Source organism: Bacteroides stercorirosoris (genome assembly GCF_900142015.1).
Taxonomy (GTDB): Bacteria; Bacteroidota; Bacteroidia; order Bacteroidales; family Bacteroidaceae; genus Bacteroides; species Bacteroides stercorirosoris.
The window spans coordinates 1-6782 of sequence record NZ_FQZN01000071.1 but is presented as its reverse complement, the minus strand read 5'-3'; the positions used below and the strand labels follow the sequence as shown (position 1 = coordinate 6782).

The 6782-nt window shown below is 35.0% G+C and carries 8 protein-coding genes; 2 read left to right on the top strand and 6 right to left on the bottom strand.

The genetic code is table 11. The features are described from left to right. A partial coding sequence (locus BUC01_RS24660) for a fibrobacter succinogenes major paralogous domain-containing protein (protein WP_217653897.1) occupies positions 1-1371 on the top strand: 1371 nt, incomplete at its 5' end. 280 nt (positions 1372-1651) lie between these two features. On the opposite strand, the gene BUC01_RS24655 is transcribed toward BUC01_RS24660, so the two are convergent. From BUC01_RS24655 to BUC01_RS24630, 6 genes are all read right to left on the bottom strand, one after another. Then, positions 1652-2512 (bottom strand): reverse transcriptase family protein, encoded by an 861-nt coding sequence (locus BUC01_RS24655; protein ID WP_025835957.1) that lies wholly within the window; start codon positions 2510-2512, stop codon positions 1652-1654. 1 nt (position 2513) lies between these two features. Further along, a complete protein-coding gene (locus tag BUC01_RS24650) occupies positions 2514-2816 on the bottom strand; it encodes a helix-turn-helix domain-containing protein (RefSeq protein WP_025835955.1) in 303 nt (100 codons plus the stop codon). Positions 2817-2844: 28 nt separating this feature from the next. Beyond that, positions 2845-3075, bottom strand: coding sequence for a hypothetical protein (locus BUC01_RS24645; RefSeq protein ID WP_025835953.1), 231 nt, complete (start codon positions 3073-3075; stop codon positions 2845-2847). A 582-nt stretch (positions 3076-3657) separates the two neighbouring features. Next, entirely contained in the window at positions 3658-4704 is a 1047-nt protein-coding gene (locus BUC01_RS24640) for a hypothetical protein (RefSeq protein ID WP_051568882.1), read from the bottom strand. 93 nt (positions 4705-4797) lie between these two features. Then, a complete protein-coding gene (locus BUC01_RS25650) occupies positions 4798-5022 on the bottom strand; it encodes a hypothetical protein (RefSeq protein WP_025835950.1) in 225 nt (74 codons plus the stop codon). Between the two features lie 420 nt (positions 5023-5442). Then, positions 5443-6378, bottom strand: a complete 936-nt coding sequence (locus BUC01_RS24630) for an IS1595 family transposase (RefSeq protein WP_025835948.1) — start codon at positions 6376-6378, stop codon at positions 5443-5445. 155 nt (positions 6379-6533) lie between these two features. Between BUC01_RS24630 and BUC01_RS26140 the strand changes: the two genes are divergently transcribed. After that, entirely contained in the window at positions 6534-6668 is a 135-nt protein-coding gene (locus tag BUC01_RS26140) for a hypothetical protein (RefSeq protein WP_262484056.1), read from the top strand. The last annotated feature ends 114 nt before the right edge of the window (positions 6669-6782 follow it).

Here is a 6782-nt window from a genome sequence, read left to right as displayed (position 1 = left end):
TTGAATGACATTGCGGCAACAGATACAAGGGTTGTTGTCGATTTTGCGGGGACAGAAGATTTGAGTAGTGCAGGCACGGCAAATTGTTATCTTGCTAAAAAGGTAAACACATGGTATAAGTTTAAAGCTACGGTAAGAGGAAATGGAGCTGCCACCGCAGCATTGATATCCCCAACCGGAAGTGCTTTGGCTGCTAATGCTGCAATCAACCCTGCAAGTGCAGAGCTTGTTTGGGAAACGAATGGCCATGGGAAAATCATTCAAGGAGTGATTTTAAAAGACGGATATGTCTATTTAAAAACCGGTCCGACAACAGAAGGGAATGCGGTGATTGCAGTAAAAGACAGAAGTGGTAACGTGTTGTGGAGTTGGCATATTTGGAAAACTCATTTTAATTTGGCAGAAATGCCTACGCAAACATATAAGACGAATCCGAGAATAATGAATGCATCGCTCTATTACAATGGCTTGATTTCCCGTAATTTGATTATGATGGATCGCAATGTAGGCGCTGAAGCTGAGATACTTTATAATTCAGATACAAAAGAAAAGACTTTGAGCTTGTTTTATCAGTTTGGAAGAAAAGATCCGTTTCCTGCTGGAAAAAATAAGGCGGGTGAGATAAGTATATATGATAAAGATGGGAATCATCTTGATGAGCCTGCGTTAAGAGGAGATAAATATATCAAAATGAATAGTTTGATTTCTAGAGAAACGGCAAGTATCATAGCTTATGCTATTGCTCATCCTCTAACATTTATTTTATATGATATGGCTGATGTTAATACGGAGTATATACCATCATATAACTGGATTTATGGTGCTTTCTCTCCGACAACAGCCTGGAAAGCTTCTAATAATTTGTGGGGTGGTGATGTTAATGGTGTAAGCAGTTTAGCACTTGATACGAAATTTATTCAAAAAACGATTTACGATCCCTGTCCTTTGGGCTGGCATATGCCTCCCCAAGATGTTTGGACTAACTTTACAACAACGAATACAGGAGAAATCCCTCCTATGCTGGATTATAATACAACGATTCCTACCTACTATAATTCCCCAGCTGAAGAGAAGATAAATGTGACAGTTGAAGGCGGAGGCTTTTTTAAGACAACGGTTTATGGGCGTCGATTTTTCATTTCTTCCACATCAGGCGAACAGGCTTTTTATCCGGCAGTCGGTTATAGATATGGTGGTAATGGGCAAGTCTATAATATCGGCTATTATTGTTGTGTGTGGTCATCGTCTCCATATGATAACTCTTCATCTTTTGCCCACTATTTGGGTGCAATAAATGAAGGGGTGGGACCTACGAGTGCTGCGGGCAGAGGACATGGATTTCCGGTGCGTTGCGTTAAAGAAACGCCTTGATGAGTAAATACCGTTTTTTGAAATCACCACACCAACATCTTCCGTCTATAATCCATGAACAGCCAATATTGACGTTTTAATATATCCGACAAGAAAGAACGCTCAATCAATACCTTTATCATCTGATTTTCTTTTGCAAATACATCTATTTTCGTTTTACTTATTCAATAAATTAACGCAACTATATACTTTATTGTACCAGCGATTGCGTATAATGACTGGCTGGACTTTAATGTGCCAATTTATGCTTTAATATATTATCCAATAAATGGCATGACTATTATCTCACTAGCTCTTTGACCTTAAGATTTGATATTTTATCAACTTTTTCTTTATATCTAATCTTACCTTGATATTGTTTTGGAGATGATTGACAGTTCTTTAATTCTTCTAAAAATTCTTTGGTAACGTCTAACTTATTATTGTAACATATAATTCCTGTTATAGAAGGAAGATGAGTTTGATAGTGAGTTTTCTGATGACTAATCACAAAACCATTTTTTGTGATTATTTGAATAATATCGGGAACCAGTTCTTTAAAATCAACAGAAGATGAAAAAGTTAAATCGTCCACAAAAGAAGTGAAAGATATGTTGTGTTTTTGAGCAAATAAGCTTAATTCATTTCCTGTTTTTGTAAAAACCAAATTTGCAATGTAAGTAGAAGTTGGGGCACCTTGAGGAACATGCCCTTTAAAAGTAGTTAACTTTGTTAGTAAACTCGCAACGTCAGGAGAAAAGTTGTATGATATAAACATTTCATACACCATTTTATTCGTTATGCTAGGGAAAAAGTTGGTTAGGTCTGTTATAAACTTAAACTTTTTACCTTGGTGTACTTTGGCGTTTAATACATTATCTTTACCTTTTGTACCTCCAAAAATGTATGTAGGAACGGGTATTTTTTTTAGTATTTCTCTATTGATTTTTTTCTGTATCTCTTTTAACTCCAACAAACTTGGATTGATGATTCGTTTCTTCTGATTTCCAAATTTATCAGTTTTAGGTGTTCCATTTTTATTAAATTTCTCTATTGCATATTCTTTATAATAATGGGGTATCGTCTCTTTGCGTGCGAAAGACAATAATTCTTTTTCAGAAATTCGTAGTGTATATGCAAGATGTTTAATGCTCTGTATCATATTATTTTTCAATATCGTCAGAAAAGAATTGATTTATAAGTGATTTTATAGATGGCATTAAAAGTTCATATGCTTCCTGCTTTCGTTTTACTATATCACTTTTTTCAAGTGAAAGAAAATATAAAATAGGTAATGGCAAATTTAGATTTTCTGCTATTTTTCTAAGTAAAGATGTAGTGGGTTCTTTTACATTATTCTCTATTTGCGATAGATAAGTTTGAGTTATCCCACACATTTTAGCAAATGATTGTTGCTTTAATCCCTTGCTTTTTCTGGTTTCTTTTATGATTTTTCCTATATTCATTATTTTATAAAAAAAGAGGGGGTACAGATTAAAATAGAAGATCTTTAAAAGATATAAAAAAACGAGCTATAACAGAAACTGAATTTAAAATAGAAGTCCAATCAATTGGGACTTGCTGTTTTTGCAGCTCTAATTGCTTCATACAATCTTGTAAAAGAACTCTTTCTTCATCTGTAAGTGAACAACGGTTTTTTGAAAGGATAGTACTTATTCCTTGAATAAGACTATCAATGTCTTGTTTGATAATTTTTGTATTCATACGAATATTAATTTAAAGTTAATACTAAGAGGTTTACCTCCTGCCGTACTAAATAAACCTAGTAATAACCATATTCGTTGTTCACTATATAATCCCCTCATATTCCTGCCGTAGAAGTTACGGCTTATAAATGGGTGTTTATCTGGAAAGTAAGAATTATTATATTCCCCCTATTATTAGGAAATACATCACTAATCTATCCCTTACCAAACATAACGTCATAGTTGCAATCTACGTATCTAATTCATGTTATAATGAATAGCTTAGATTTATACAAATATGCTTTCCGCTTCTCAATTTACCTTTCGGTTATGCAACTTAATGCACTTCAAGTATTGGTTATTTAGGTTGTATCAAACACTTTTCAAAGAACGATGATGCAAATATAATGCATTATTTTAATTAGTAGTTAATATTTTGAGACTAATTTTTAAATTTAACTTTTAAAAACATTTAGGTGTGAATTTATTCTTTTGAATTTCATGTGATCTCTTTGTGTACCTAATAATCCTTATAAACAACGAAAGGGCATGCCAGTTTCCCAGCATGCCCTACTAATACTTTGATATGAAGTTCTATTGTCTATGGCATAGCGCAAATGTCACTTAACGGTTTATTACTTAGCTGTTGGGGCTCAGACCAATTCTCTCCATCAACAGACGTTGAAACATATCCACCATAGACAGGGTTGAAAACAATACCTGTCATAATAAATTTCCCTTTTCCATGTGTTATATCCATAATTTGCATACCAGATTGTATCACTTTTATCGGTGACCAGTTTATTCCATCTGTTGATACAGTAATTTCACCATTCATAGTTCCTACTACAAATTTCCCATTACCAAAACCTATAGCATTCACGGTGTTGCTTCCTGCAATTACATTAGGAGCAGACCAACTTCTTCCATCCGTTGATGTTATAGCGAAGTTTGCATTGTTAACTTTGCCAATAGCTACAAATTTCCCATTTCCATAGGCAACGTCGTTTATTGTAGCATAGGTTCCTCCTGTATATACTGGATATGTCCAATTCATTCCGTCTGTTGATGATATAATTGGTGAGCCTTTGTCAATACCGCTACGAGACACTACTACAAATTTCCCATTACCAAATATAATTCTTCTAAAACCAATTTCATTATCAAAATGAATCAGTTCTGACCAGTTTTCACCATCAATTGATGAAGCCGCACATGAATCAAATGCCGAACCTACTACTACAAACTTCCCATTTCCGTATGCAATATTATACCAACCTTTCATTCCTAATGTTTTAACTGGTAACCAATTTTCTCCATCGGTGGATGTAGTGATATAACCACTGTCTGATGTTCCATTTCCTACTGCAACATATTTCCCATTTCCATAGGCAATGCCACTCCACCATACATTGTTATCAGCTCCTACTATCATAAATTCGTTATTAAAGTTAATAATCTTTTCTGTTGAAGGTAATTCTCCCGGTTCTATTGGTTTCTCAGGTTCTTCTGGTTCCTCGGGTTCTTCTGGTTCCTCGGGTTCTTCAACAGGAGGCTTAACCGGAATTTCGGGAATTATAGGCTCTTTGTCACACCCAATCAATAATCCGGTACACAGTACCATCATACAAAAGATTTTTGTTTTCATTATTTTTACTTGTTTTGCCCTGCAACCATTTGAGCGAGATGTTTTCAAGAAAGTGAGTTGCATCCTTACAAAGGCACTTTCTTGTTACTTAATTTACACTTGTGTCTTTATGATATTGCCACTAGCTCCAACCACAATAATTGCAACAGGACCAATAATATCCCCTTCCATTACTAATTGATTATTGGCGTAAGTGCCCTTTACAAAGAAGCCAGAGATTGCTTCAATTTCACTCCTTGTCGGACATCGAGTCAGTTCCGAACTAAATGCACCCGCCTTGAGCGTGTTACAAAACGCTCTTGTTGCAATTTTACCCATAGGTTTCTCCTTTCTTTAATGATTAATATTTGATATATGTATTATAGACTTTTAGAGAAGAGTTTTTAGGAGTTTTGCCTTTTGGATAATCAAATGAGTAGATACAAGAAAAGGGCACAAACATACTCTTCCTCATTGATTGGTAAGGCTCTGGTAAGCCCGAAGTTCAAATAAGAAAAAGCAGTCTGCGCCCTCGATTGAGGGTACAAACTATGCTTAGACTCATTATTTTGAACTTCATTTAAAATTTACCAGATTTTACCAAGTCAAATAATTGTCTGCAAGTTATGCAATATGTCTATTTAAAAATAATGTCTGTTCTTATACCTCCTTTTTTAGTTAGTGTACAAAGTAAACAAAAAAGGTGGAAACAGACAAATATGCTTTAGACAAATCACAGACTGCTTATATAATTGTTTCTTAATTTGATTCCCATGCCCATTCAGGTTTCATTAACAATTCGCCATAGTACAACCGTTCCGTGAAACTTTGCAAGAAATCATTGAAACGCTCGCCATCTGTTTGTTTACGTGTATTGTATCGGAATACAAACTCCTTGCAATACTTAGAAAGATGCTTCTTGCTCGCAAGGTGGTAGATACCTTTGATACCACGCTTGATGTGGCTCCAAAATCCCTCTATTGAGTTTGTATGAAATCCGTTCAAAGCGTAAATATGTTGCTTGTGTGGAATAGTCTTATGCTCATAATCTTTACCTAATGCGTTATATACATTTAGTTCATCTGTAATGATTGTAGAACCTTTACGCACACGTTCCTTTATAATCGGGTATAAAGTTGTTTTCTGAACATTAGGCACTACTTGTGCATAAACAAGACCGTCTGAAACCATGCCGAATATAGGTGTTTTTTCCTTGAGGCTACGACCTTGTGTTCCGTTACCATGACTTCTACTTTTACCACCCATATAGGTTTCGTCCATTTGAGTCATATCATCAAAAGTTGCATCATCATCCTTTATGTTATGACGGATGCAGTGCAGCATAAACCATGCTGTCTTTTGGGTAACATGAATATCACGCGCCAATTGGCAGCTACTAATGCCTTTCTTGTGCGAAAGGAACAGAAAGATAGCATAGAACCACTTCTTTAACGGAAGATTAGAATCTTCAAACATTGTACCAATCCGAACCGTAAACCGTTCCCGACAATCTTTACACTTGTATAAACCTTTGAACTCTCCTTTTTGAGTTAGTTTATAGTGGTACTTAGATATAGAGCCGCAATGCGGACAAACAGGCTCACCATGCCACCGCATATCTTCAAGATACTCTCTGAAATCCTCTTCGGTATGCAGAGTATCTATCATTTGAAGTAGTGAGTGGAATGGTTTCATGTGTACAATTATTGATTAATAGAGAAATTGTACACGCAATGGGCTGGAAATTTCAGTTTTGAGGAAAAATCTTAAGAAAAAATGAAAAATAATTCGTGAAAGCCCATGAGCAGACGAATTGATACATATTATATCAATTAAAAAGCAAATAACTTATGAAAACTTTAAGCCAGACACTTGAAGAATCGTTGGGTGATACTTTGAAAGAGACATTAGAAGAGTTGTTGAATACAACGATAGAAGTTGCAAAAGAAGAAAATGATTCAGAAAATGACTGGTTGGTACAATAAAGTATATAGTTGGGCGTAAGGCACTGTCCACAATTTTGTGTAAATAGAAAACTTCAGGATTCGGGTTTTATACTTGAATCCTGTTTTCAAATATAGTAATAAATTGGTTAAATA